Source organism: Gemmatimonas groenlandica (assembly GCF_013004105.1).
GTDB classification, from domain to species: Bacteria; Gemmatimonadota; Gemmatimonadetes; order Gemmatimonadales; family Gemmatimonadaceae; genus Gemmatimonas; species Gemmatimonas groenlandica.
The window spans coordinates 4,269,638-4,291,769 of the sequence record NZ_CP053085.1; the positions used below are offsets into that span (position 1 = coordinate 4,269,638).

The following is a 22,132-nucleotide window of genomic DNA, read 5'->3' on the forward strand; positions in this document are numbered from 1 at the left end:
GACGGTCGTGGTGAAAGTCGCCGTCATCGGATTGGGCAACGCCGGGGCCACGCTGCATCTGCCGGCGCTGGCTGCGATGCGCGACATCGACGTCGTGGGCGCGGTGGATCTCGACACCACCCGTCGCGATCAGGCGAAGACGACATTCCGTGTGCCGGTCTTCGCGAGTGTTGAGGAGATGTTCGCCACCGCGCGCCCCGACGTGGTGTGCATCGGCACGCCGCCGGGGTCGCACGCGGCGCTCTGCCTGCAGTCGTTCAGCGCGGGCGCGCACGTCCTGTGCGAGAAGCCGTTCGTGTCGAGTATCGCGCAGGCGGACATGGTCTTGGCGGCGGCTCGTGCGGCTGGTCGTCGCATTGCGCTCAATCACGAGTTCCGTGAGATGCCGGTGTTCAAGGCCGTGCGTGATGCCGTGAGCAGCGGCGCCACGGGGGGGCTCAATTTCGCGCAGGTGTGGCAACAGATGGATCTGCCGCCGTGGGCCGAACCCGGCTGGCGCGGCGGCATGCGGCAGCGCACGCTGTACGAGGCTGGTGTGCACCTCGTCGATTTCCTCATGGCGCTGTTCGGGGAGCGTCCGCGCGCGGTGCAGGCATGGACCTCTACCTGCGGCGTGCGCGAGGGCGAGTCAGATGCCGTGGCACTGCTCACCATGGAGTTCAGTCGTGGGCGTCTGGCCACGGTCACGCAGAACCGCCTGGCCAAAGGGGAAACGCAATACTTCGAGGTGCGCGCCGACACCGACCGCGCGTCACTACGCGCGTCATTCGGCGGCCGTGCCCGCATTTCCGCCGGATTGTTTCGCAGCACGCGCCCGCATGTTCGTGTGGAATACGGCATCGCCGGCATCGCCTGGCAGGAAGTGGGCACCACGCGCTCCATGCTGGCGCGCAACCCGAAGGACCCGAGAATGGTGGCGACGCGATACGTGTTCGAGCGCTCGCTCGCGGCGTTCCGCGATGGCACCGAGCCACCGGCCAGCGGTGAGGTGGGCCGCGACGTGATGACGGTCATCGCCGCGGCGTACCACTCGGCCGCGATCGGGCAGCGGGTCGCGATCGACGACGCTCTGATTGCGGAGTTGCGCGATGTGCATCTCGGGTAAGTCGCGATGAGTCACGCACCGATCGGCGCGCTGATCGTCGGAGCCGGCCTGATGGGTCGTGCTCATGCGCACGCCATCACGGCGAGCGGCGGGGTAGTGGTGGGTGTGGTCGACCCCGATCCATTGCGTGCCAGCGCACTCGCTGGCACCTCTGGCCGCGTGCCAGTGTTCGCGGACGTGGCCTCGGCGCTGCAGGCCACGACGCCCACGGTGGTGCACGTGTGCACGCCGCTGCCCACGCACCGTGCAGTGATCGAAGCGGCCTTGCACGCCGACTGTCATGTGATCGGTGAGAAGCCGCTCACGGCCACGGCACCCGAAGCGGAGGCGCTCTGTGCGCTCGCGGCCGCCCGCGGCCGTCATCTGGTGCCGGTGCATCAGTTTCCGTTCCAGCAGGGAGTGGGCGATCTGCTGGCGAAGCACGACGCGCTGGGCACCATCGTCCACGTCGAACTCACGATAGCATCCGCTGGCGCCAGCGGCCCGCGCGACGCCGACGATGTCGTGGCGGAGATTCTGCCGCACTGTCTGTCCCTGACGCAGGTGCTGTTGCCGACGTCGCACGGCGATGCCTCGCATGGCGATGCCTCGCATGGCGATGCGTCGCTCAACGGTTTGCCGTGGCAGGTCACGCGCGTGAGCCCCGGTGAATGGCGCATCACCGCACACGCGAACACCGCGTCGATCGCGTACCTCATCTCCATGTCGGCGCGGCCGACGTGCGCGGAACTGCGGGTGTTCGGCACCACGGCCTCGGCGGTGGTCGATCTGTTCCACGGCTACTCGGTGATCGACACCGGCGCGGTGACCCGCGCTTCAAAGGCGGCGCGTCCGTTTCGCGTGGCTGGCCGCTCGATGGTGGCGGCTTCGGCGAATCTGGCACGGCGCGGACTGCGCGCCGAGTCAGCGTATCCGGGGCTGCAGGCGCTCGTGCATCGGGCGTATCTCGCCTTCGCGGGCCGCGGCGACGTGCCCATTTCGCCGCGCACTCTGCTCGACGTGGCCCGTGCGCGCGACCGGCTGATTGCGCTCAGCGGCTGGACCGCTCCGTGAGTCATTCGTGACCGCGCCGGCGCTGAGCATCGTGCTGGCCGTCTCCCACGACGATGCCCTGCGCGACGGTTCGCTCGCCGCCGCCCTCAGCGCAATCGCGCAGAGTGTCGCCGGGGTGACCGGCGGCCTCACGCACGAGGTGATCGTGGTGGCCGCGAACGCGCAGGGGCTCCCCCTGCCGGGCGCACTTCCGTCGGCGCGCTTGGTCACCGTCGCGCCTGGTGCGCTCACGCCCGTGAACTGGGGCCTCGGCCTGCGTGCCGCCAGCGGACGCGTGGTGGCTTTTACCACGTCGCAGATGCGTGTCAGCATCACGTGGGCCGGTGCGCTGCTGGAGGCGATCAACGGCGGCGTCGATGCCGGGGTGATTGGCGCGGGTGGACCGGTCGACCTGCCAGCCGTCGCGTCGGACGCCGACGCCGCCACGCTGGTCCGCTTCAGTGCATTCCTGCCCGGACGCTGGCCCCGCGTGATGTCGGCCCACGATATCCCCGGCGACAATGCCGCCTATCTGCGCGCGCATCTCGTGGAGCATGAGGACCTGCTGCGCGACGGGTTCTGGGAGGTCGAATTCCATCGGCGGTTCGCGCGCGCGGGCAAGCAGCTGCTGATGGTCCCGGCGGCACGAGCCACCGCGCAGGGCGTCGTCGACCTGCGTGCGCTTCGGGCACAACGCTTCGCGCATGCCGTCTCGTTCGGCAGCAGCCGGGTCGACCGGCATGGTCAGTCGGCGATCCGGATCGTGCTGGCCGCGCCGCTCGTGCCGCTGGTGCTGGCGGCGCGCATCGCCCGCCGGGCACGCGCCGCGGGTGTTGATCATGGTCGGATTCGGCGGGCCCTCCCGGCCGTCGTGCGGCTCACGATCGCCTGGGCCGCGGGAGAGGCAGTCGGTGCGTGGCGCGCCGCCGTCGGGCGCGGCAATCAGGTAACGTTCGCGCATGAGTGACGTGACGCCAATCGCGCCTGCGACCGGGACGGAAACCGCGCACCACACCGAGAGCAACCGGCCGCCGCCGATGCTGTCGGTAGTCGTGCCGTCGGTGAATGGCTGGTCGGATCTCGTCGCCTGCTTGTCGGCGCTCGAGCGGGCCGAGTCGCGCACACGCACGCGGCTCGAGGTCCTCGTGCCTGAGCGGTGCGGTAGTGCGGTGCGCACCCACGTGTCGCAGCGCTTCCCCTCGGTCCGCCTGTTGCCGGTGGCGGGTACCACGACGATCCCACACATGCGGGCCCTGGCGATCGACATGGCCACCGCACCCACGGTCGCCGTGATTGAGGATCATGTGATCGTGCCGGAGCAGTGGGCGCAGCAGATCGTCGACGCGTGCCGCGGCGATGTGCGGGTGGTGGGTGGCGTGTTGGTGAACGCGGCCACGGATAGCACGGTGGACTGGGCCGCATTTTTCTGCGAATACAGTCACGTGCTCACGCCGCGCCCCGCTGGCCCCGCCGAGTGGTTGATGGGTAACAACACGGCCTATGCCCGCACCGCGCTGCAGGAGTGCGCTGAGGTCGTGCACGCCGGGCGGTGGGAGAACGTGCTGCACGACGAGCTGCGTCGGCGCGGCATCGTGCTTTGGAACCGCCCGGACATCGTGGTGGGGCACAAGAAGCACTACACCGTCAGCGAATACAGTGAACAGCGATTCCTGTACGCGCGGGCGTACGCCGCCGATCGCGTGCGCTCGTCGTCGATGCCGTCTCGGCTCGCGTACGGTGCGGCGGCGATGGCGCTGCCCGTGCTGCTCTACGCCCGCATCACGTCGCGCGTGTGGCGGAGTGGCGCCCACCGCCGGGAGCTGCTGCACTCCCTGCCGCTACTCGCGCTGTTCGTGAGCGCGTGGGGACTCGGCGAGGTCACCGGTGCCTGGTTCGGAGACGGCGGTGCCATGGCGAGGGTGTGCTGATGACCGGCGGGTTGGTAGTGGTTGCCGCGTGGGGCAGCGAGGCGCTGTTGCGGCAGTGTCTCGCGCTCCTCGACGCCGAGCGTCACACGCGTGACGTGGCGCGACGCGCATGAAGATCGGCATCGACGCCTGTACCTGGGTGAACCGTCGTGGCTACGGTCGCTTTACGCGCGGGCTCGTGCAGGCCATGGTGAACGCGTGTCCGCAACACGACTTCACGCTGGTGGTGGATAGCACGATGGCGCGCGATGCGTCCTTCCCGGCGCGGACCCATCTGCACGTGGTGCAGACCTCCGAACGTCAGGCCACGGCGGCGTCGGCCGATGGCTCCCGTCGGCCGGCCGATCTGTTGCGCATGGGGCGCGCGATCGGTGCGCTCGACGTGGACGTCTTTCTCTTTCCCACCTCGTTCTCGTACGTGCCCGTGTTCGGGCGGACCCCGGTGGTCACGGTGTTTCACGATGCCACGGCCGAGATGCATCCGGCGTTGATCTTCCCGCGCGCCGTGCCACGGCTGCTGTGGACGATCAAATCGCACCTCGCCCGCCGGCAGTCGCGGCGCATCGTAACCGTGTCGGAGAATGCCCGCGCCCAGATCGCCCACGTGTTCGGCATGCCGGTCGGCGAGATCGATGTGGTCAGCGAAGGGGCCGATCCGATCTTTCAGCCCGTCTCCGACTCCGCCGCCGAAGCCACAAACGTGCGCGCGCAATACGGGCTGCCGTCGGAGGGCGCCCTGTTGCTGTACGTGGGCGGATTGAGCCCGCACAAGAACATCGACGGCCTGCTGCGCGCGGTCGCCGCGCTGCCGCCTTCGCTATCGCCTTGGCATCTGGCCATCGTTGGGGACGTGGCGAACGACACATTCCTCACCTGCGCGCACGCGTTGCAGGCACAGGCGCGTGCGCCTGGTCTTGCCGGCCGCGTCACGTTCACCGGCTTCGTGCCAGACGACCAGCTCGCGGCACTCTATCGCGCGTCCACGGTGCTGGTGTTGCCGTCGTTCAGCGAGGGATTCGGGTTGCCCGTGCTCGAGGCCATGGCGTGCGGTGTCCCGGTGGCGGTGAGCAACCGCTTCTCGCTGCCGGAAATCGTGGGCGATGCCGGTGTGCTCTTCGATCCGGACTCCGCGCCCGACATGACGCAGGCGCTCTCGCGCGTGCTCGGCAATGAAGACCTGCGCGCCATGATGCGTGCCAAGGGATTGCAGCGCGCGGATGCCTATTCGTGGCGCCGCGGGGCGGAGCGCATGGCGCAGTTGCTGGAGCGTGTCGTCGCGCCATCGGGAGCGGCCGCATGACACCGCGTCGCTTCTGCTTCGTCACCACGTTCTATCCGCCGTATCACTTCGGCGGAGACGGCGTGTTCGTGTACCGGCTGGCCGAGGCGCTGGCCGCGCGCGGGCATCGGGTGGATGTGATTCACTCCATCGACGCGTATCGCGCGAAGGTGGACGCCGAACCGTCGGTGGCGTTCACTGACCATCCCAACGTACGTCGTATCGGCCTGCAGTCGGCGCACCCGCGCTGGTCGGCGCTCCAGGTGCATCAGTCGGGACATCCGCTGCCGTACGCGGCACAGCTCGAAGCGCACTTCGCCGCGAACGCGTACGATGTGATTCACTACCACAACGTGTCGCTCATGGGCGCGCCCTCGATCTTGCGCATGGGTACGGCGGTGAAGTTCTACACTACGCACGAGTACTGGCTCGTGTGTCCCACGCACGTGCTGTTCAAGAACGATCGCGAGGCGTGCACGTCGCGGGCGTGTCTCAGCTGCACGCTGCGCAGCCATCGTCCACCGCAGTGGTGGCGCGCCACCTCGCAGCTGGCGGACAGTCTGGAGTCGGTCGATGCGGTCCTCACGCCCAGCCGGTTCGCGCGCGACCGGCACGCGAGTGATGGCATCACCAAGCCGCTCACGCTGCTGCCGCACTTCGTGCCGGTGCCGACGGATGCCGAACTGGCGGTGTCGTCGCCGTCGGTGCGGCCGTATTTCCTGTATGTCGGTCGACTCGAGCGACTGAAGGGCGTGCAGGATCTGCTCACGATCTTTTCGACCTATCGCGACGCCGACCTGCTCATCGTGGGTTCGGGCGAGAGCGAAGCGTCATTGCGCGCCGCCGCGCAATCGATGCCGCACGTGCACTTCCTCGACACCGTGCATCCGTCGGCACTCGACAGCTACATCCAGCAGGCGATCGCCCTGCTGGTGCCGTCGTTGTGTTATGAAACCTTCGCGCTGAGCGCGGCCGAGGCGATGGCCTACGGCACGCCGGTGATCGGGCGGCGTATCGGTGCGGTGCAGGAGCTGCTCGAGATTTCGGGTGGTGGGCTTACGTTCGAGACGCTTGCCGAGTGCCGCGCCGCCATGGAACGGATGCGGCTCGAGCCCGAGGTCCGCGCCGCGTTCGGCGATGCCGGTCGGGCGTTCGCGCAGCGCGAGTGGACGATCGAGGTGCATCTCGCGCGCTACGAGGCGCTGGTGGAGTCGCATCTGGAGACGCGCGCCGCGAGGCGGCCGTGACCGACGCGGCGGTCCCGATTCTCACGTATCACTCGTTGGACGACTCGGGGTCGGTGATCTCGACGTCACCGGGAGTGTTTCGCGCGCAGATGGAGCTGATGGCGCGCCGTGGGTACCGGGTGATCGCGTTGCGCGAACTGCTCGATGCGTGGGACCGCGCCGAGCCGGTGGCGCCGAACACCGTGGTGCTCACATTCGACGACGCCACCGAGAATCTGTTGCCGCACGCGCTGCCGGTACTTTCGGCGCTGCAGTTCCGCGCGACGATCTTTGCGGTGAGCGGAAAGCTGGGCGGTGTGAACGACTGGCCGGGCCAAGCGCCTGGCATTCCCCGCTTGCCGCTGTTGTCGCGCAGCGGACTGGCCGAGTGTATCGCGGCGGGCTGTGAAATCGGCGCCCACACGGCCACTCACGTCCGACTCGACACGCTCTCGCCGTCAGCGTGGTCCGCGGAGGTCGTGGTCTGTCGCGAGGCGTTGGAGTCGACGCTCGGTGTATCGGTCACGTCGTTCGCGTATCCGTTCGGTCACTCGAACGCGGCCGTGCGCGCGACGGTCGCACAACACTACCGCGCGGCGGTCGGTACGCAGTTGCGGGTGGCGGCGGCCACCGACGATCGGTACGGGCTGCCGCGGGTGGAGATGTACTACTGGCGGAGTCCGTCGGTCTTTCCGCTGTTCGGGCATCGTGCCGGCGACTGGTATCTGCGGGTGCGCGCGGCGGCCCGCGCCGTGCGCGCGGTGGCCCCACTGCTCGATGCAGTGGTGCACCGGGGGATCGGTCGCTGAGTACGCGCGCGCCGTCGTCGACGCTCATCAGGTTCAGCTCGCTCGCGTTGGCCGATGTCGCGTCGCGGGGCCTCGCTTTTCTGGGCACGTTGCTGATCGTACGCGCCTTCGCAGACGAAGCGTTCGGCCAGATCGGCGTGGCGACGACGGTGGTCACCTACGCGCTGCAGGCGAGTACCTGCGGGCTCGATGTGTTCGCGGTGCGTCACGGGGCGCGTCATCCCGACCAGATCGGCGCGACGGCGAGCTCCGTGATGGCGATGCGTGGTGCCTTGGGGCTGGCGGCGTACACGGTCCTGCTGGTGGTGTGCTGGGCGCTGCCGGCGCTGCGTCCGATCCTGCCGTTGGTGGCGCTGTTCGGTCTTACGGTCTTCACCGGTGCGCTGTCGCTCACGTGGGTGCCGCAGGCGCTGCAACAGACCCGAGTGTTGGCCACAGCGAATCTTTCCATCGGTGCGCTGTACTTCCTGGGCGTGTTGCTTATCACGCGGACAGGCGGGCCGCTGTGGAGCCTTCCGATGGCACAGGTGGCAGCTGAAGCGCTGGTGGCGGTGGGACTCTTCCGGTGGCTGCGGGGGCGTGCCGAACGACTGGTGGCGCCATGGCCGGTGGCGGAGTGGGGGCGTGTGCTGCGCGAGTCGGCGCCGATCGGCGCGTCGTGGCTGCTGCGAACCGTCGCCCTGGGCTCCGATCTCGTACTGTTGCGCCTGCTGTTGGTCGGCGACGCCCAGATCGGCTGGTATAACGGCGCCTGGCGCCTGTTTGGGCTGATGATGGGACTGAGCGCCGTGTACTTCACTATTCTCTTTCCGCGCCTCTCGCGACGGGCGGCCGAATCGCCGGCCGCGTTCCGCGCGGAAGCGCTCGGATCGCTGGCCCGCGTGATGCCGCTGGCGCTGGCGGGAGCGGTTGGCGTGGCGGTGTTGGCGCCGTGGGCACTCGGCCTCCTCTTCTCACCCTCCTTCGCCGGCGCGGCGATGGCGCTCCGCATTCTGGGTGCGGCAGCACTCGTAAATGTGGTGAACAACCATTTCCGCTATATGCTGCTGGCCACCAACCGCCAGCGGGTGGATTTGCGCAATACGATGCTGTCGACGGGCGCTCACGTGACGTTGAAGCTGGCGCTGATCCCTATCGCCGGGATCGAGGGGGCGGCGCTGGGTACCCTCGGGGGTGAACTGGCGGTGCTGGCGCTCGGCAGCTGGGCCACGCGCGCTGACTTCCGTCGCCGGGGCGCGTCCTGAGTGACAATAGATGAAGCTTCCTCTATACTTGGGGACGACGACCCGGTGGACTGACCATTTTCCAACGAGCATGCCCAGGATTCACAACGTGATGACGTCGTCGGTACTGCCGGCGGTGCTGCTTGTCGGCGCCTTGCTTCCCGGAGCCCGGGCTGCGCACGCTCAGGTGGACTATCGGAACATCGATTCGGGGCGTCCGGTCCGCATCGGCGATGCGACGCCTACTGCGCGCAAGTCGCTCGAACTGAATCTTGGCAATGGACGCGTCGAGCAGCTGTCGCAGGGGCGCTATCGCCTGCAGCTGGAGCCGCGTCTGACGTACGGGTTGCTCCCTCGCACCGAAGTGTCCGTGCGCTCGCCGGTCTTCTTCAACGAACGGGCGCTGCGACCGCGCGCCGGCGTCGCGGGAGTCGGCATCGGCTTCGAGCATCAGCTCCGCATCGAATCGCTGCACTTGCCGAGCGTGGGGCTCGGCACTGAGCTGTTCGTGCCCACCGGTCCGGCGGCGTTGCCGCCCACGTACTCCGTGCGTGGCATGATGACGCGCTCGTTTCCGGTGGGACGCATCCATTTCAACGGCGCCTACGGCACCTTCAACGTGCGCACGCCGGTCGGCTTCGAAAAGATCCTCCCGCCCATTCACGGCGCCTGCAGTGTGGCGCCGACCGAACTGGCGATGACCGTGCGTTTCGCCTGTATGCCCTCGACGTTGCTGAGCGCCGCCGCCCCCGGCGCGACGCGCACGCACGATCGCTGGCTGTTCGGCATGGCGGTCGACAAGTCGCTACCGCTGCGCTCCACGCTGCTCATGGCCGACGTGTTCGGACAGAAATATCGCAGTATCGGTCGTCCGGTCGACTGGACCGGCGAAGTGGGCGTGCGGACCCAGCTCTCGCGTTCCATCGTGATCGACGCGGCTGTCGGTCGCTTGTTCACCGGTGAAAGCCGCGCGACGTTCCTGACCTTCGGCACGACGCTCAGTCGTGCCCTTACGCTATAGGCCATCATGTCCCTTCACACGCAGTCGTCCCGCCGACTGCTCGCACGTACGCTGCTGGCGGCCGCGGCCGTCAGTGGTGCCGTGTCGGCGGTATCCGCCGCGCCGCTACAGGCGCAGGCCGGCAAGTACTTCGAGCAGACGTATCTGCCGGGCGCGCACAGCTTCGCCTTCAACGCGCTGCATCCGCGTGCCAGCTACTTGTTCAACGCCTTCGACTACGGACACGCCATTCTGTACGAACGGTTGTGGCGTTCACCGGGTACGGCGGCGCGTGATCTCGATGGACAGGAATACGACTTCCTGACCAAATCACTGCTCGAAAAGCCGCCCCGTGTGCCGCTCGATGAAGCGGCCGTTGGTCCGTCGTGGTCGCTGCTGGCTCCGGAAACGCTTGCGATGTTCAGCTGGGCGCACATGCTGCACCGGCAGCTGTACGACGTGCTCGCGCACGACGCCGGCAAACCGGCCGAGCGCGACGCACATGTGGCCGATCTGCTGCGTTACTACAAGTCTCGCCCGGCGCTCGCCTTCAGCTCGCATCCGAAGGACATGAACCTGATGGAAGGTCAGTCATACTCGCTGGCCTTCCGCAAGCAGAACCCGAAGTTCAACGGGCTCGTGTGGTCGTACCACTGGATTCAGATGACGCTGTACGACGCCATGCTGGCCTCCGATGCGAAGGCGGACATGGACGTGAACGTGAACGCCGTGGTCGATCGGTTCTACGAGATGACGCGCGGCGGCATCGACAAGTTGCCCACGGTCATGCCGATGTCGCCGGCGATCGCGCCCGACTTCTCCACGCGTTATCCGGAAGCGGCGATCATCTTCGACAACCTGCATTCTCTACATGACGTCGTATCGGACATCCTCGCCAATCCGAATGTCCCGCGCGAGAAGAAGCGCGCCACGATTCTCGAGGCATCGGCCAAGTACCGCGATGCCACGTCCAACATCACGACCGTCGATGAGTGGGTGTCGATGGGACACGCGATGGGACTCACGCAGCAGGGAGGCCCGGCGCCGTTGCCGCGCCGTCCGGCACCGAAGGCGGCGGCACCTCACAAACATCCAGGCTCATGATGCTTCGTTCGCTTCGTTCCGTCCGCTCGTTTGCCCGTCGTGTGTCGACGCTGGCCATGATCGCGCTCGTGTCTGCATGCGGCGGTCCGGCACCGACCGATGCCGATCCGAATGTCCCGGCCCAAACCGCCACGTCGTACTGGGTCGGCATCGAGCAGACCGGCGCAGTGCATCTGCACATCACGTTGGTGCAGACCGGCACGTCGCTCTCGCTGCTCCCCAACTGCGATCCGGAGCGGTGCGGCCTCTTCCCGTTCAGCCCGACGGGCGTCGCATTCGTGGGGAGCGACTTGCCGGTCACGGTGCGGTCGGTCACGGGATCCTTCAACAATCCGAACATCACGTTCACCTTCACGCTCAGCAACAACCGCACCTATACCTTCACCGGACGGATGGCAGAAGATCGCCTGATGACGGGGAAGATCAGTGGGCCGACGTTGCCTGAGACGACGATCACGTTCGAGAAGAGCATTACGACGTGATCGCGCGTGCCCGGGCGGTTCGCTGGATGCGGGCGGTTGGCGCGCTGGCCGCCGTGGCGTGTTCGGGAGACCCCAGCGGTCCCGTCGCGCCCTCGGCGCCGACCGGCGTCACGGTGACACTCACCTCGCTGACGTCGGTCCGGGTCGACTGGACGGCGAACCCCGCGCGCGAATCGGTGAAGAGTTATGCCGTGCTGCGCAACGGCGCGAAGGTCGGCGATGTCACGGTGCCCACGTACACCGACTTCGGTCTCGAAGAGCTGAAGACGTACACATACACCGTCATCGCGCAGGGCAGCGGCAGCGCCCAGTCGGCGCCGTCTCCGGTTACCACGCAGTCCACCTTCACGTTGCCCGATCTCACCGGTCCCACGGTGGTGAGCTCGGTGCCCGCGACCAACGCCCTCAACGTGGCGATCGCGGCGCCGATCACGGTCACGGTCAGCGAGGCGCTCGACGCGAGCACGCTTGTGTCCGCGAACCTGATCCTGCGCGCCGTCGGCTCCAGCCAGAACCTCGCCGGCACGGTGTCGTATACCGCCGGCGCCAAAGCATTCACGTTCACGCCGTCGGTCCCGCTCACGCCCAGCACCGCGTACACGTTCGACGTCACGACCGCGATCAAGGATGGCGCGGGAAATCGTCTGCTCGTGGCCTATCGCGCGTCGTTCACCACCGCCGCCCCAATCGATGCCACGGCGCCCACCGTGCTGGCATTCGCGCCCGTGGCGGGTGCCGTCGATGTGCCCGTGCGCGCGACCGTCACCGCCACATTCAGCGAAGAGATGAATGCGGCGTCGATCTCGGCGACCTCGATGACGCTCGCGCCGACCGCCGGTGGCGCGAATGTGGCTGCCACTGTCTCGTACGCGGCCGGTACCCGCATTGCCACGCTGGCGCCGACCGCGCCGTTGGCGGCGTCGACGTCGTACACGGCCCGTATGTCGACCGCCGCGACCGATCTGGCGGGCAACGGGCTCGCGTCGGTCGCGACCACCCAGTTCGTCACGTCGGCGCCGGTCGATGAATCGGCACCGACGGTCACGGCCGTGTCGCCGGTCAATGGCGCGGCGAACGTGCCGATCGCGTCGGCCATCACGGTGACGTTCAGTGAAGCGATGAACGCCACGACGATCACCGCCTCCACCCTCTCGCTCACGCGCGCCCCGGGCGCGGTGGCGGTGCCGGCCGCTGTGGAGTTCTCACCGGCCACCAACCGCGCCACCCTCACGCCATCGACACCGCTCACGCTCGGCAGCACGTACACGCTGACCGTGACCACCGCCGTACGCGATCTGTCGGGTAATCCGCTGGCGGCACCGTTTACGTCGCAATTCACCGCGATCGGCGCGGACATCGTGTCGCCTACCGTAACCGCCACGTTTCCAGCCAACGGCGCCGCGAATGTCGACCCAGCCTCGACGCTCACCGCGACGTTCAGCGAAACGATGAATGTGGCGTCGCTCACCGCCGCCGCCTTCGTGTTGCGCACCACCACCGGCGGCACCGCGATCGCGGGAGCCGTGACGTACAACGTGGCGACGCGGACGCTATCGTTCGCGCCGGCGGCACGACTGGCCGGCAACACCGGCTACACGGCGACGATCACCACCGCCGCGCGTGATTCCGCTGGTAATGCCCTGGCCGCAGCGCGCGACGTCAGCTTCACGACGGCCGCGACCACCGACGACACGCCGCCGCGCATTGCGAGCAGCGTCCCCGCGGAGAACGCGGCCGCCATCGACATCGCGACGGCGATCAGTGTGCGCTTCAACGAAGCCATGAACGCGGCCACCCTCACGACGGGTGTGATCACACTCCGGGTGGCGAACACCACCGAGTCGATTGCCGGGTCCCTCACCTACGACGCGGCTACCACGACGCTCACCTTCCGTCCCGCCTCGCCGTTGGAATACGTGACCACGTATACCGTGTCGGTGAGTGCGAACGCGCGCGACCTCGCCGGCAATCGATTCGAGGCCACGTCGTTCAACTTCCAAACACGTCCGGCGCCGGCGCGGGTGGTGTCGTTCACGCCGCCCGATCGATCGGTCGACGCCGCCGTGAACGGTCCGGTGTCGGTCACGTTCAGCTTGCCGATGCTTGCCAGCACCGTGAATGGCAGCACGTTTTTCGTGCGCAACCGCAACACCGCCGAACTGGTGCCCGGTACGGTATCGTACAACAGCGCCACTCGCACCGCGTCATTCACGCCGAGCTCCGCGCTGAACAACAACAATGGCTACGTTGCCACGGTGACCACGGGCGTGGCCGATGTAAACGGCCAGACATTGCCGGCGCAGGTACAGAGCTGCTTCACGCCGGTGCCCGGCTCGGTGGCGCCGGTCACGATGACGGGTTTCTGGTCGGGTGAATCGGCGTGCAGTGATGTGCACTGGCATGTCCGCCTCGTTCAAACTGGCAATACGATCGCGCTGGCCTCGCCGAGTGGATGCGCGGCGACTGCCGGTGACTGTCAGCTGTCTGCGCTCAATACCGACGGTGTGCTGGCGTTGGGCGGCCAGAGCATCGTGCAGGTCGCGTCGGTCACCGGTACCGTGAGCGGCAACGTCGTGGAGTTCACGATTACGACGGCGAACGGGCTCACCTTCGCCTTCACGGGCGCGTTCGCCGCGAATCCCTCGGCGCAACCCAATTCGTGGATCATCGGTCGTATCAGCGGAGCGACGCTGGCGGCGGTCGGGATCACCTTCGAGAAGCAGCGACCGTAGTGAGTTCTACGGCGCCATTTCTTTCGGTGGTGGTGCCGGCCTATCGCTGTGCGGCGTACCTGCAGCAGTGTTTGCACGGACTGCAGGCCAGCGAGCTGCCGCGCGCGTCGTGGGAACTGATCGTGGTGGACGACGGCAGTCCGGACAACACGGCCGACGTCGCGCGGGCCGCGGCCGATCGTGTACTGCGCGTGGCCGATGGCCCGCGTGGTCCGGCCCACGCCCGCAACATGGGTGCACGCGCCGCCACGGGTTCGGTGCTGGTGTTCATCGATGCCGACGTGGTCGTGGCGCCGGGCACGCTGCGTGGTTTTGCCGCGCACTTCGCCGCCGACCCCACACTCGGCGCCGCGTTCGGTGCCTACGACGATGCGCCGGCGGAAACGGATTTCATTTCACAGTACCGCAACCTCCTGCATCGTTACGTGCACACGTTGCACCCCGGCGAGGCCGATACGTTCTGGGCGGGCTGTGGGGCCGTGCGGCGTGACACGTTCCTGGCGGTCGGTGGATTCGACGCGGTGCGCTATCCGCGCCCACAGATCGAAGACATCGAGCTGGGCTATCGGCTGCGCGAAGCCGGCGCGCGCATCCTGCTCGATCCGGACTTGCAGGGCAAACACCTCAAGCGATGGAGCTTCAGCAACATGGTGCGCACCGATCTGCGTGAGCGCGCCATTCCCTGGATGCACCTGATTCTGCGTCGGGGCGAAGCGATGCAACGCGGTCCGCTCAATCTTCGCGTGCGCGAGAAGCTGTACACCGTGTTCACCGCGATCGCCGTCGCGGCCACGTTCGGCGCGCTGGTGTTCCTGAACAACGCGCTGGCCTACATCGCGGCGTTTTGTGTGATGATTGTACTCCTGGGCAATGCCGCGCTGTTGTCGTGGTTCGGCTCACGTCGCGGCTTCTTCTTCGCGATTGGGGTGGCGCCGTTGCGACTGCTCTACTACGCCGAGGCCGGTCTTGGTGCCGCCTGGGCGATCGTCACACACAAGCAGCAAGTCGGACCTGTCCGGCTCCCACCGCTCGCGGCGTATGAGCAAACGGCGTCGTAACTCGGCACCGGCGCCAGCGGCGGTAACGTCGCCGTCACCGGAAAGCGTGGCCACTGAGTCGCCCTCGACGGTGAACTGGGAGCGCCTCTGCTTGGCGCTGCTGGCACTGGTGCCGTTGCTGGTGACGGCGTGGCAACTGCTGCCCGAGTTCACGACGCCGGTGCCCGCCAGCAACGATCTCGCCTTGCATTGGCAGATGGTGCAGGGCGCCAGTCGCGAAATGGCGCAGTGGCGCAATCCGCTCGACTTCTGGATGCCGCAGCTCGAACTCGGCTATCCGCAGTTCCTGTATTACCAGAACCTGCCGCACCTCGTGGTGGCGGGTGTGCACCGCCTGCTGTTCGGCCTCGTCGAGCTGCGCACGGTGTTCGACGGCGCGCGCTATCTGCTGCTGATTGGCTTGCCGCTCACCGTGTATTGGTCCATGCGCCGCATGGACTTCTCGGTGCGTGCGGCGGCGATCAGTGCCGCCGCGACCACCCTGTTCGCCAACCGCGATGGCTATGGTTTGGAGTACGACGGGCAGCTGTGGGTCGGTCGCGGTCTCTTCACGCAGCTGTGGGCCGAGCATCTTTCGCTGATCGCGATGGCGGGACTCTATCGCCTCATGCGTACGGGGCGCGGCTACGCCGGCACCACGGCCGCACTCGCCGCGCTCGCGCTGTCGCATTTCATCTGGTCGTACATGATGGCGATGACCGGTGTGTTGCTGTGCGTGCTGCTGTCGACGCGCGACACGTGGAAGGCGAACGTGCTGCGGCTTGTCATCGTGGGCGCGCTCGCGATGGCGATGTCGGCGTACATGCTGATCCCGTTCGCGATGAGCTCCGGCAGCTATCTCGCGATGTTTCCCGGCATTACGTCGCCGGATCTCGATGGCAGCCGTTCGCTGCTCAGCGCGTTGCAGCGCCTGGTGATCGACGAAGACCGCTGGCCGATCCTGACCGCGCTCGCCCTGTTGGGCGGCGTGGCGACGTTCTTTATGCGGACCCGTGCGGCGCGCTTCGCGCTGGTGGGGACACTGGTGTGGCTGCTGCTCTACCAACTCCGCCCCACTGAAGTGAACTGGCTCGGGCGCGTGCTGCGGTATGACGGGCACCTCGTATACCGGTTCATCGGCATCGCCGACGTGTTCTTGCTGATGCTGGTCGGCGTTGGAGGTGAGTGGATTTGGCGCGCCATTGTGGATCGTCAGGTGGGACGCGACTCCGAGGCCATGATACCCCGCGCACCGCGCTCCATCGGTGCGCTCGTGGTCGCCACCGTACTGCTGCTGGCGATCCTCTCGCCGGCGATGCGCGACCGCGCCACGTTCTTCGGTCGCGACGGCCGTGCGATGACGGCGACGCGCGCTGCGTTGGAGGCCGATCCTGACCTGACCACGGTGCTCGACACCATGGCGGCACAACCAGGCGGGCGCGCCTACATGGGTCTCGCCAGCAACGGCGGCAAGCAGTGGCGCATCGGTCCCCTCATTCGCGCGTACGACGTGCTCAAGGGTCGCGGACTGCCGGCGGTGGCGCCGCTGTTCCAGGGGCTGTCGCTCAACGCCGATATGGTCGTCAGCTTCCGCGATCGTGATCCCGCGCAGTACGATCTGCTCGACGTGCGCTACGTGGCGTTGCCGAGCGGCGCGCCGGTGGACGGCTTCATGACGCCGCTCGCGCGTACGCCGCGCTATACGGTCTATCGCGTGGCCACCACCGGTATCGCGACCTACGGTGCAGTGGTGGAACGACGTGCCGCCGGTTCGCAGCTCGAGCTCCTGCGCGGCGTGGAAGCGTGGAGCAAGAGTGCAGCGCCGGTAGCGAAGCAGTTCATCCGCTGGGACTTTCGCCAGCCGAGCGGTCCGGCGGTGCCCACCGGTGCCTGTCCCGGTGGCGGCCGCACACTCTCAGAGCGTGCGGAAGCAGGCATCATCGATCTCGTCGTCGAATGCCAGTCGCCGTCGTCGCTGATACTCAAGACCACGTACCACCCCAACTGGCGTGTGACCGTGGACGGTACGCCGGTGCGCACGTACATGGTGTCGCCGGTGTTCATCGGCATCGACCTTCCCGCTGGGCAACACACCATCGCTGCGCGCTACACGATGGCGACCGTTAAGTGGATCCTGCTGGCTTTTGGTACGCTGGTCCTAGCGATCGTGTGCGTGGTTCGCGACCGATTCGACTGGCTGCCTCGGCGTCTGCTGGCTGCGTCAGCCTGACTGGTTGGTGTCTGCCGGAATTTGTCGGCGTTTTATTTTTGGATACGGACGGAAACCAGCGGTTCCCGCCTGCCACGGATACGAACTGAGAAAAACCGATAGCAGCCAATCATCGTCGTTGTGCGACGGACTCGGTGGCTCGCCGGCTGCGCACCGCAGGGAATGAAAAGCCCGGACTGACGATGGCGGTGCCGTGTGCACGGAGCAGATCCGTTCGCAGCCGTTGCTATCGGTTCGTATCCGAATCAGGCGGGAACAGTCTGCTTCAGGTCCTGTCCCGAGCCCCGACGCCGCGTGATCCAGCGGCCACGGGATACGAACGGACACGTGCTGTTCCAGCTAGAACGGATACGAACTGATAGCAACCGATAGCAGCCGATCATCGTCGTTCTGCGACGGACTCGGTGGCTCGCCGGCTGTTCACGGCAGGGAACGAAAAGCCCGGACTGACGATGGCGGTGCCGTGTGCACGGAGCAGATTCGTTCGCAGCCGTGGCTATCGGTTCGTATCCGAGTCAGGCAGGAACAGTCTGCTTCAGGTCCTGTCCCGAGCCCCGGCGCCGCGTGATCGACCAAGTCTGGAATGACATTAGCTGCGTTGCCGCCCGTATCCGGTGACCACCGCGAACAGCACCGTGGCGACCAGCGCCCAGGCGTAGCTGTTGTAGAGGCCCACGGTACCGGCGGCCAGGGCAGGCATGCCGAAGGCCTCGCCGCTGCGGCTCGCGCTGGCCGTCAGAATCGTAGGCAGAAAGTACGGCAGGAGAAACGGCCACGTGCATACGGTGAGGTCGAGCAGATTGGCGCGACGATAGCCGTCAATGCCGAAGCGCTCACCGGTTTGTCGCGCAAACTCGCCGACGGCCAGAATGGCCACCACACTGTGCGTGGTGAGCAGCACCGCCGCCGACACTACACCCACCATCCATCCTTCCGCCGCGCGGGCGGTATGTGCCCGTTGCTCGGAGGCGCGGACCAACCGATCGAGCACGTCGGTGGCTTGCAGCGTGCCCACCAGCGCCACGAGCAGCAGTGTGAACACGCTCACGCCGATCGCGCGCTTCATGCCTTCCACCAGCACGCCCGTCGCACCGAAGGTCCCCGGCGCGATGTGTAGCAGGTCGTATGGACTCACCAACTGAAACGCGAGCGCGATACCCACGGAGGTCGCCACTCCCGTCAGCAACGCGGTAATGAGATGCGTTCGGCGCAACAGCATCGCGATCACGAGCGCGGGCGAGAACAGCAGCACCAAGCCTTTCGGAGAGGCTGGTGCCGACTGGGCGGTACTCGCGACGGTGGTGGTCACGGCATCGACCACCGTACCGCCGCCCAGCAGCGCCGACGCGACCAACGCGACAAGCCCCGCCGGTACGGCGTATCGCAGCCGACTGCGCACGGTGCCGCCGATATCCACGCGCTGCGTGCCACTCGACGCAATCGTGGTATCCGATACCGGTGACATCGAGTCGCCGAACGTGGAGCCGGCGAGCACCGCACCCATGAGCGCCGCCGGCATCGCACCGGCCGCACCACCAGCGGGATACAGAATCGGGCCACACAACAGGATCGTGCCGAAGCTCGTGCCGGTGGCCGTCGATACGATCGCGGTGGTGAGGAAGGTCGCGGCGACGTACGCACCACCGCTCAGCCCCAACGTCCGCGAAAGCCAGGCGAGTCCGGTCACCAGACCACCCGCGCTCAACACCGCCCCCATCACGCCGGCGAACAGCCAGGCGCACAGCATCACCATCACCACCCGCTGGCTCATACCGTCCAGCATCGCGTCAGCGTACCGCTCGCGATCCTTGGCGAGCAGTAGGCCTAGAATGAGCGCGCCGAGCAGGATCGGCCAGAAACCCTTCTCATCGGGCGCGCCGTTCAGTGCGAGCCACGCCACGCCGCCCAAGAATGCCGCGAACGGGGCCAGCGCGCCCGCGAGCCCGCCGATGAACGTGAGCGGAGCCGGGGGCGTGGCTGCGGGAGATGTTGGGCTTGGCATCTGGCTGGACATATGGCAGGAGAAGGTCGTGTGGCGCTATCGTTCGCGCCATGTCTGAGACCAATCGGGACCCCGCGCGGCACACCACACCGCCCGCGCGCGACGACGCGTTCACGCTTTTCGACCTGCGCGTCGAGGTGATCGGGACCGACCGACCGATGGTGTGCAATCACCAGGTTGGCGACTACTTCACGCTGCGCGGCGAGAACCTCGCGTTCCCCGCCGGTCAGACGTTTCCACTCTATCCACTGGCGGCACTGTTGCCGCTACTGCCGGCCAAGCAGCGCCCGACACATCCCAACGACTGGATGACGACCGACGCCGACATCGCCTGTCCCGATCCGCACTGCGGCGGCCGGTTTCGCATCACGCGCACGGGCACGACGACCTTTCGGCATGCCGATGTCACGCTGGTACCGCTGCCGCCGACACCGGAGCCGTCGTGAGCGCCGCGGAGCATCCGCCGGTTCCTACGCGCGAACTGGCGCCGGGTTATGTGCTTCCCCGTCTCATCAAGGGCGGCTGGCAGCTGGCCGGTGGACACGGCACGGTCGATCGCGCGCATGCGATCGCCGACATGGTGGCTTTCGCGGAAGTGGGAATCACAGCGTTCGACTGCGCCGACATCTACACCGGCGTGGAGGAGCTCATTGGGGAGTTCCTGCGCGGCTGGCATGAACGGTACGGGGCCGCCGCCCCCACGATTCGCGTGCACACCAAGTGTGTGCCGGATCGTGACGCACTGCCCACGCTCTCCCGCGCCGATATCGAGCGTCTCGTCGACCGCTCGCTCTCGCGACTCGGCGTCGAGGCCCTCGACCTCGTGCAGTTCCACTGGTGGAACTTCGACATCTCGGGCTGGCTCGAAGCGGCTGGCCATCTGGCCGAGCTCAAACGCATCGGCAAGATCCGGCAGCTTGGCGTGACGAACTTCGATACGCCGCGACTACGGGCGTTGCTCGACGCCGGTATCCCGATCGTGTCGCATCAGGTGCAATGCTCGTTGCTGGACCGCCGCGCACTGGGCGATATGGCGACACTCTGCGCCGAACGCGGTGTCGGGCTGCTGACCTACGGCGCGCTGGCCGGCGGCTTCTTTCACGAACGCTGGCTCGGCGTGCATGAGCCCATCGCCCCGCTCGAGAACCGCTCGCTGGTGAAGTACAAACTGATCATCGACGAGTTCGGCGGCTGGCCCGCGTTTCAGCAGTTGCTGCGCACCATGCGTGACATTGCCGATACCCACTCCACCACGATCGGCGCAGTGGCGCTGCGTGGGGTGCTCGACGAACCCGCCGTGACGTCGGTGATCTTCGGCGCGCGCCACGCCGATCACCTGCCGGCCACGTTGGCTTCCCTGTCGCTCGAGTTCTCGGTGGCCGAGCGTGCGGTGCTTCAGGCGCTGATAGCTGCCGCGCCCGGTCCACGTGGTGATGTGTACGAGCTGGAGCGAGATATGACCGGTGTACACGCGGGGATCATGCGGTACAACCTGAACACGGCGTGACCGGTCTCTGCGACGGGATATCAACAGAAACGGACTGTTCCAGCCTGACGCGGATACGAACCGACACGAACGGATAACAACCGATTATCGTCGAGGCGCGACGGACTCAGCGGCTCGACGGCTGTTGTGTTCAGGAAATTGAACGCCCCGTGTGCGAGGGGAAGCCGTCCCACTCACGGAGCCGATCCGTTCGTAGCCGCTTCTGTCCGTTCATATCCGTGTCAGGCTGGAACCGCGGTTTCTGTTCCTATCCTGCTGGTGGGATACAAATTGAAACCAGCAGTTCCAGCCTGACACGGATACGAACCGATACAAACGGAGAACAACCGATCATCCTCGATACGCGACGGACTCGGCGGCTCGACGGCTGTTCACGTCAAAAGATTGACCCCCCGTATCCACGGGGATTCCGTCGAACGCACGGAGCCGATCCGTTCGTAGCCGCTTCTGTCCGTTCATATCCGTGTCAGGCTGGAACCGCGGTTTCTGTTCCTATCCTGCTGGTGGGATACAAATTGAAACCAGCAGTTCCAGCCTGACACGGATACGAACCGATACAAACGGAGAACAACCGATCATCCTCGATACGCGACGGACTCGGCGGCTCGACGGCTGTTCACGTCAAAAGATTGACCCCCCGTATCCACGGGGATTCCGTCGAACGCACGGAGCCGATCCGTTCGTAGCCGCTTCTGTCCGTTCATATCCGTGTCAGGGAGGAACCGCTGTTTCTGTTCCTATCCTGCTGGTGGGATACAAATTGAAACCAGCGGTTCCAGCCTGACACGGATACGAACCGATACGAATGGATAACAACTGATCATCCTCGATACGCGACGGACTCGGCGGCTCGACGACTGTTCATGTCAAAAAATTGAACGCCCCGTGTCCACGGGGATTCCGTCGAAAGCACGGAGCCGATCCGTTCGTAGCCGCTTCTGTCCGTTCATATCCGTGTCAGGCTGGAACCGCGGTTTCGGTTCCTATCCCCGATGTGCTACTCGCTTGTCGAATTCCCCGTCCCCCGTTCGACCAGATGGTGTCCACCCCGACTCACCATCCGCCAGGAGCTTGAAGTATGAAGTATCTCTGCCTGATCTATGACGCTGAGGCCACGCTGGCCGCCATGTCGCCCACCGAGATGGGCGCCTTCATGGGCGAATACGGCACGTTCACCAATGACATTATCGCCAGCGGCAACATGATCGCCGGCGAGGAGCTGCAGCCGGTGCACACCGCGACCACCGTGCGCATTCGCAACGGTAAGATGTCCACCACCGACGGGCCGTTCGCCGAGACCAAAGAGCAGCTGGGGGGCTTTTACTTGATCAACGCCCGCGATCTCAACGAGGCCCTTCAGATCGCGTCGCGCATCCCGTCAGCGCGTACCGGCAGCATCGAAGTACGGCCCATCTCCACCCAGATGGCTTGAGTAC

The 22,132-nt window shown here is 66.6% G+C and carries 18 protein-coding genes; 17 read left to right on the top strand and 1 reads right to left on the bottom strand.

Translation table 11 applies throughout. The features are described from left to right. The first annotated feature begins 10 nt into the window (after nt 1-10). The 14 genes from HKW67_RS18340 (at nt 11) to HKW67_RS18405 (ending at nt 17,187) form a co-directional block, all read left to right on the top strand. A complete protein-coding gene (locus HKW67_RS18340) occupies nt 11-1,105 on the top strand; it encodes a Gfo/Idh/MocA family protein (protein ID WP_171226761.1) in 1,095 nt (364 codons plus the stop codon). A gap of 6 nt (nt 1,106-1,111) precedes the next feature. Continuing rightward, on the top strand, nt 1,112-2,158 hold the full coding sequence (locus HKW67_RS18345; protein WP_171226762.1) for a Gfo/Idh/MocA family protein: 1,047 nt from the start codon (nt 1,112-1,114) through the stop codon (nt 2,156-2,158). A 7-nt stretch (nt 2,159-2,165) separates the two neighbouring features. After that, a complete protein-coding gene (locus tag HKW67_RS18350) occupies nt 2,166-3,104 on the top strand; it encodes a glycosyltransferase family protein (RefSeq protein ID WP_171226763.1) in 939 nt (312 codons plus the stop codon). Continuing rightward, nucleotides 3,097-4,065 carry a glycosyltransferase family protein gene (locus HKW67_RS18355; protein WP_171226764.1) on the top strand — a complete coding sequence of 323 codons (969 nt, stop codon included), beginning with the start codon at nt 3,097-3,099 and terminating at the stop codon, nt 4,063-4,065. Before HKW67_RS18350 ends, HKW67_RS18355 begins: the two co-directional genes overlap by 8 nt. 109 nt (nt 4,066-4,174) lie before the next feature. Further along, nucleotides 4,175-5,365 (top strand): glycosyltransferase family 4 protein, encoded by a 1,191-nt coding sequence (locus HKW67_RS18360; protein WP_171226765.1) that lies wholly within the window; start codon nt 4,175-4,177, stop codon nt 5,363-5,365. Continuing rightward, nucleotides 5,362-6,591 carry a glycosyltransferase gene (locus HKW67_RS18365; protein WP_171226766.1) on the top strand — a complete coding sequence of 410 codons (1,230 nt, stop codon included), beginning with the start codon at nt 5,362-5,364 and terminating at the stop codon, nt 6,589-6,591. Before HKW67_RS18360 ends, HKW67_RS18365 begins: the two co-directional genes overlap by 4 nt. Beyond that, nucleotides 6,588-7,379, top strand: a complete 792-nt coding sequence (locus HKW67_RS18370) for a polysaccharide deacetylase family protein (protein WP_171226767.1) — start codon at nt 6,588-6,590, stop codon at nt 7,377-7,379. Before HKW67_RS18365 ends, HKW67_RS18370 begins: the two co-directional genes overlap by 4 nt. Before the next feature lie 47 nt (nt 7,380-7,426). After that, nucleotides 7,427-8,623: a flippase gene (locus tag HKW67_RS18375; RefSeq protein WP_171226768.1), complete on the top strand. Its 1,197-nt coding sequence runs from the start codon at nt 7,427-7,429 to the stop codon at nt 8,621-8,623. A gap of 70 nt (nt 8,624-8,693) precedes the next feature. After that, nucleotides 8,694-9,623 carry a hypothetical protein gene (locus HKW67_RS18380; RefSeq protein ID WP_171226769.1) on the top strand — a complete coding sequence of 310 codons (930 nt, stop codon included), beginning with the start codon at nt 8,694-8,696 and terminating at the stop codon, nt 9,621-9,623. 6 nt (nt 9,624-9,629) lie between these two features. Further along, entirely contained in the window at nt 9,630-10,706 is a 1,077-nt protein-coding gene (locus HKW67_RS18385; RefSeq protein WP_171226770.1) for a hypothetical protein, read from the top strand. Then, the gene (locus HKW67_RS18390) at nt 10,703-11,188 is read left to right on the top strand and encodes a hypothetical protein (RefSeq protein WP_171226771.1); all 486 of its coding nucleotides are present in this window, start codon (nt 10,703-10,705) and stop codon (nt 11,186-11,188) included. The genes HKW67_RS18385 and HKW67_RS18390 overlap by 4 nt, the downstream gene beginning before the upstream one ends. Beyond that, complete coding sequence (locus tag HKW67_RS18395) at nt 11,185-13,920, top strand: Ig-like domain-containing protein (protein WP_171226772.1); 2,736 nt, start codon at nt 11,185-11,187, stop codon at nt 13,918-13,920. Before HKW67_RS18390 ends, HKW67_RS18395 begins: the two co-directional genes overlap by 4 nt. Beyond that, nucleotides 13,920-14,978, top strand: a complete 1,059-nt coding sequence (locus tag HKW67_RS18400; RefSeq protein ID WP_171226773.1) for a glycosyltransferase family 2 protein — start codon at nt 13,920-13,922, stop codon at nt 14,976-14,978. The genes HKW67_RS18395 and HKW67_RS18400 overlap by 1 nt, the downstream gene beginning before the upstream one ends. Next, the gene (locus tag HKW67_RS18405; protein ID WP_171226774.1) at nt 14,959-17,187 is read left to right on the top strand and encodes a YfhO family protein; all 2,229 of its coding nucleotides are present in this window, start codon (nt 14,959-14,961) and stop codon (nt 17,185-17,187) included. Before HKW67_RS18400 ends, HKW67_RS18405 begins: the two co-directional genes overlap by 20 nt. 589 nt (nt 17,188-17,776) lie before the next feature. On the opposite strand, the gene HKW67_RS18410 is transcribed toward HKW67_RS18405, so the two are convergent. Beyond that, complete coding sequence (locus HKW67_RS18410) at nt 17,777-19,201, bottom strand: Na+/H+ antiporter NhaC family protein (RefSeq protein ID WP_171226775.1); 1,425 nt, start codon at nt 19,199-19,201, stop codon at nt 17,777-17,779. A gap of 38 nt (nt 19,202-19,239) precedes the next feature. On the opposite strand from HKW67_RS18410, the gene HKW67_RS18415 reads away from it, so the two are divergent. The 3 genes from HKW67_RS18415 (at nt 19,240) to HKW67_RS18425 (ending at nt 22,128) form a co-directional block, all read left to right on the top strand. Then, nucleotides 19,240-19,635, top strand: coding sequence for a TIGR04076 family protein (locus tag HKW67_RS18415; protein ID WP_171226776.1), 396 nt, complete (start codon nt 19,240-19,242; stop codon nt 19,633-19,635). After that, a complete protein-coding gene (locus tag HKW67_RS18420; RefSeq protein WP_171226777.1) occupies nt 19,632-20,696 on the top strand; it encodes an aldo/keto reductase in 1,065 nt (354 codons plus the stop codon). Before HKW67_RS18415 ends, HKW67_RS18420 begins: the two co-directional genes overlap by 4 nt. Before the next feature lie 1,078 nt (nt 20,697-21,774). Then, nucleotides 21,775-22,128, top strand: coding sequence for a YciI family protein (locus HKW67_RS18425; RefSeq protein WP_171226778.1), 354 nt, complete (start codon nt 21,775-21,777; stop codon nt 22,126-22,128). Nucleotides 22,129-22,132: the final 4 nt, after the last annotated feature.

Excerpts from the sequence above, each read along its gene's own strand:
- HKW67_RS18355 (WP_171226764.1), top strand. The coding sequence starts at position 3,097 with ATGAGTGACGTGACGCCAATCGCGCCTGCGACCGGGACGGAAACCGCG.
- HKW67_RS18410 (WP_171226775.1), bottom strand. The coding sequence starts at position 19,201 with ATGTCCAGCCAGATGCCAAGCCCAACATCTCCCGCAGCCACGCCCCCG.
- HKW67_RS18385 (WP_171226770.1), top strand. The coding sequence starts at position 9,630 with ATGTCCCTTCACACGCAGTCGTCCCGCCGACTGCTCGCACGTACGCTG.
- HKW67_RS18415 (WP_171226776.1), top strand. The coding sequence starts at position 19,240 with ATGTCTGAGACCAATCGGGACCCCGCGCGGCACACCACACCGCCCGCG.
- HKW67_RS18425 (WP_171226778.1), top strand. The coding sequence starts at position 21,775 with ATGAAGTATCTCTGCCTGATCTATGACGCTGAGGCCACGCTGGCCGCC.
- HKW67_RS18390 (WP_171226771.1), top strand. The coding sequence starts at position 10,703 with ATGATGCTTCGTTCGCTTCGTTCCGTCCGCTCGTTTGCCCGTCGTGTG.
- HKW67_RS18345 (WP_171226762.1), top strand. The coding sequence starts at position 1,112 with ATGAGTCACGCACCGATCGGCGCGCTGATCGTCGGAGCCGGCCTGATG.
- HKW67_RS18405 (WP_171226774.1), top strand. The coding sequence starts at position 14,959 with ATGAGCAAACGGCGTCGTAACTCGGCACCGGCGCCAGCGGCGGTAACG.
- HKW67_RS18380 (WP_171226769.1), top strand. The coding sequence starts at position 8,694 with ATGCCCAGGATTCACAACGTGATGACGTCGTCGGTACTGCCGGCGGTG.
- HKW67_RS18365 (WP_171226766.1), top strand. The coding sequence starts at position 5,362 with ATGACACCGCGTCGCTTCTGCTTCGTCACCACGTTCTATCCGCCGTAT.
- HKW67_RS18360 (WP_171226765.1), top strand. The coding sequence starts at position 4,175 with ATGAAGATCGGCATCGACGCCTGTACCTGGGTGAACCGTCGTGGCTAC.